4 protein-coding genes and 1 pseudogene are annotated in these 3264 nt (G+C 61.6%); 1 reads left to right on the forward strand and 4 read right to left on the reverse strand.

Annotation, left to right across the window (positions count from 1 at the left end; genetic code table 11):
- Positions 1 to 96 precede the first annotated feature (96 nt).
- The 3 genes and pseudogenes from ASF41_RS20360 to ASF41_RS20375 form a co-directional block, all read right to left on the reverse strand.
- On the reverse strand, positions 97 to 315 hold the full coding sequence (locus ASF41_RS20360; protein WP_210166998.1) for a hypothetical protein: 219 nt from the start codon (positions 313 to 315) through the stop codon (positions 97 to 99).
- Positions 316 to 871: 556 nt separating this feature from the next.
- Positions 872 to 1381 (reverse strand): annotated as a pseudogene (locus ASF41_RS20370) (IS630 family transposase); the annotation flags it as partial.
- Positions 1382 to 1587: 206 nt separating this feature from the next.
- The gene (locus ASF41_RS20375) at positions 1588 to 2067 is read right to left on the reverse strand and encodes a hypothetical protein (RefSeq protein ID WP_056496487.1); all 480 of its coding nucleotides are present in this window, start codon (positions 2065 to 2067) and stop codon (positions 1588 to 1590) included.
- Between the two features lie 343 nt (positions 2068 to 2410).
- On the opposite strand from ASF41_RS20375, the gene ASF41_RS24345 reads away from it, so the two are divergent.
- Complete coding sequence (locus tag ASF41_RS24345; protein ID WP_407067307.1) at positions 2411 to 2803, forward strand: exopolysaccharide production protein YjbE; 393 nt, start codon at positions 2411 to 2413, stop codon at positions 2801 to 2803.
- 109 nt (positions 2804 to 2912) lie between these two features.
- Here ASF41_RS24345 and ASF41_RS25270 read toward each other — a convergent pair whose 3' ends face one another.
- Positions 2913 to 3053 carry a hypothetical protein gene (locus ASF41_RS25270; protein ID WP_156653409.1) on the reverse strand — a complete coding sequence of 47 codons (141 nt, stop codon included), beginning with the start codon at positions 3051 to 3053 and terminating at the stop codon, positions 2913 to 2915.
- Between the last annotated feature and the right edge of the window lie 211 nt (positions 3054 to 3264).

Consider the following 3264-nt stretch of genomic DNA (forward strand, 5'->3'; position numbering starts at 1 on the left):
AGAGCGTGAAGGAGATGCCACTGCGCATCCCGCCAGACTCGCAGGACAGGCCTCAAACCGAAACCCCACGCGGACTCAACCGTCAGACCTTAACCACTAGAGGAGCCATCCCGGATCGAGGTGGGTCGGGTCCACAGACGGCGTGTGCAGATCCAGCACAAGGTCCTCCAGGGTCCCACGTGAGGGCTCCTGGCAGCCGCCTGCGGAGGAGAACGCCACCAAGGTGTAGGCCGCGATCAACTGCGCGACAGCCGGGTCCACGTGTTCGCCCAGCAGGAGCTGCACGGCTTGGCTTGCACCCTCGGCTGCTGCCAACAAAGCCTCATCCTGGAAGAAGGCGTGTTCCGGCACCTCGGCGCTCATTGTCCCTTGCCTCTGCCACGAACCCATTCAGAAGGCTTTTCCTGCTCGAAACCACAACTGGCATAGGCCAAACCAAGGTAGATGGTTCATCCCTACCGTTGAGGTCAGGATGCATACGCATGCTTGAGATTGCCTTAACGGTAGCGCGAGTGATGGTGTAGCAGGCGCATACCGCAAGGTTGTACGGAAACGATCGTTTTCTTTACCATTTTGGCTCGGCATCGCTGCTCGCGCGCAAAGATCGTGAGGGCAAGACATCGGCCCAATGCGTCGGCTGTCGCATGAGGACCTTGCCGCGGGCCTGGAAGACATCCTTCGCTAGATCGAGGCCGATGGAGCTAACCGGTATCGTGGACGGCTCCTGTCTATGGGACCCAATGGCCTTGTCTTGGCACAGCGATGCCGTAGTGGGGGCCGTCCACCCCATCAGGCCCCGCAGGTACCAGGAAACAGCCTGGACGATGAGCGCCGCCTCGTAGTACTGGCCCCTAATACCAATCCTCATTGATCAGAACCCATAGGCCCATTCGCGGCGTCCGATCGACATGATGCGCCCGGGTCGGTCGATGAGGGTGTTCCAGGCGTGACAGCAGTGGTCGAGGATGTCGGCGTAGGATGTGAAGGTTCGATTGCCGAGCCAGTTGTCGCGCATGAACTGCCAGAGGTTCTCGACCGGGTTGAGTTCGGGGGAACGGGCCGGCAACGGCAGCAGGGTGATGTTGCCGGGCACTGCGAGGTTCTTCGTCGTGTACCAGCCGGCCTGATCGAGCAGCAGGACGGCGTGCGCACCAGGGGCGACGGCCTGGGCGATCTCTTCGAGGTGCAGGGCCATCGCCTCGGTGGTGCAGCGGGGCATAACGAGACCGGCGCCCGTTCCCTGTGCCGGGCAGATGGCGCCGAAGATGTAGGCGGAGGCGGTGCGCTGGTCCTTCGGGGCTGAGGGGCGCGTGCCGCGCTTGGTCCAGCGCTGGGTGATCGTGTTCTTCTGGCCGACCCGAGCCTCGTCGGCGAACCAGACTGCGTATGCGCACCCTTTTGCCTCTCATCGGCATGCTCGCGCTTGGTGCCTGCAACGACGAGAAGAAGGCCGAGAAGGCCAACGCCGCCAACCCACCTGCGACGACCGCCCCGGCGCCGACTGTGCCCATTGCGGCGCCTGGTGCTCCTGTCGCCCCAGCTCCCGCCACCAAGCCTACTGGCCAATGATCTGAAAAATTGGCCGTATCAGCCAGCGGCGGCCTTCTTCGACACAAAGACGGAAGGGGGGTCTCGGGGTCGACGGATAAGGCCTGGGCGCGCGGCCGGTCGAGCGGCGACAATCTCTTGCACGACGTCCGCCTGCCGCTCAGGCTCGGCCGCGGCGACCCTCAGAAGGGCCGTCTGGTTGTTGCCGAGGCCGGCTGCGCGGGCTGCTTCTTTCGCTGCGGGAGAGATGCTGGCGATCTTGGTGGCGCGCCGAGCTTCCTTGTGCTCGATCCCAAGTTCGCGGGCCGCAGCGCGGACGCCACCTTCAGGTCGGCCGCGACCGATTTTTGGGGCAAGTTGCCCCAAAATTCTCTCGGGTGCCTCTGCCTCCGTCAGCGCGATCCACTCTGCGACCTGCTCGTTGCGCTGAAGGGTCGTGAGGTCGGCGCGGTGCAAGTTCTCCGCGATCTCCCAGCGGCGCGCCTGGCTCTCGCCCCATGTCGTGATCCGGCAGGGCATGGTTTCCAGGCCGAGTAATCGTCCGGCAGCGAGACGATAGGTGAAGCCGGCGACACGATCAGATCTGGAGGAACGCTCATGTCGCCGGCACTGACCTGTTCCTGGGAGGATGAGAGGTCAGTGCATAGATAAACCTTTCTCGAAGTTAAACGTTGCTACTGCTACGATACACCGTTCTATAGATTTCATTCTTAGAGATTGATACAGCAAAGCTGTGAGGTCGACACAAATGTTCAGAGAGGCATTCTGGCAACCGATATTGCCGAACGACCATTCTTTCTGGGAACCGATGCTCTGAGCACGGGATTGACCCTCCCGATAACAAAATATGGAGGAACAACCTGTGAAGCTTTCGATGATTGCGAGCGCTGCAGCCATTCTTGCGCTTACGGCCGGAACGTCCCTTGCCGCACCCTGCAATACCGGGGCAGCGAAGGGGAAAACTCCTGAGCAGCATGCTGCAAACGACAAAAGCTCAGCTGCTGATCAGGGTAGCAAGAACCTCGCGGGTGGCCAGCAGCCTGCCTCGCCTGGTACGGTCGGTGCCATGAATAACGTTGGTGCCAACCAGGGTGTCGGTGACAAGCCCGGCGCCGGCACAACTGCCAAGGGCAACGAAGATCCAGCGAGCAAGAACCTTGCTGGTGGTCAGCAGCCTGCATCTCCCGGAACTGTTGGCGCTATGAACAACGCTGGCGCGAACCAGGCAGTCGGCAAGTCGGGCGACGATTGCTGATCGTCTGAAAGCCTGTCGCACAGGGGCACTCGGCCCTGTGCCACAAACGAAGCCCCGGTCGCTTGACGATCCGGGGCTTTTTGTACTCGGCAACCTCAGGAAAGCAGGGTTAGCTCGGCTGCTCCTCGGTCTCTTTGATCGCCGGATCATCTTCCTCAGGAATTGCCGGTGGCTTCTTATCAGGCTGCTTCGGTGCATCTTCGATGGGCTGGAGATCAGCGCCAGGCATTGGCGTATCAGCTGGGGTCACGGCTTCGCTCCTTGATCATCGTTGGGAGCAAAGCGTCTGCAATTGGAAGCGTTCCTACGGGCTGACGTGCCTCAGGAGATCACCCAGGCGAGCATCAGGATGCCGCCTAGTGGTGCGAGTCTAACATTTGGTGCCCGCGCTTTGCGGCCTGGATGATGCGATCCGGGTCGGCAGTCCAGACGAAGGGCTTTGGGTCGCCGTTGCTCTCAGC

Origin of the sequence: Methylobacterium sp. Leaf111, from assembly GCF_001423285.1 — a bacterium.
Taxonomy (GTDB): Bacteria; Pseudomonadota; Alphaproteobacteria; order Rhizobiales; family Beijerinckiaceae; genus Methylobacterium.

What these genes read in the sequence shown, in the direction of transcription:
- ASF41_RS20375 (WP_056496487.1), bottom strand. Translation starts at nt 2,067, where the DNA reads ATGCCCTGCCGGATCACGACATGGGGCGAGAGCCAGGCGCGCCGCTGG.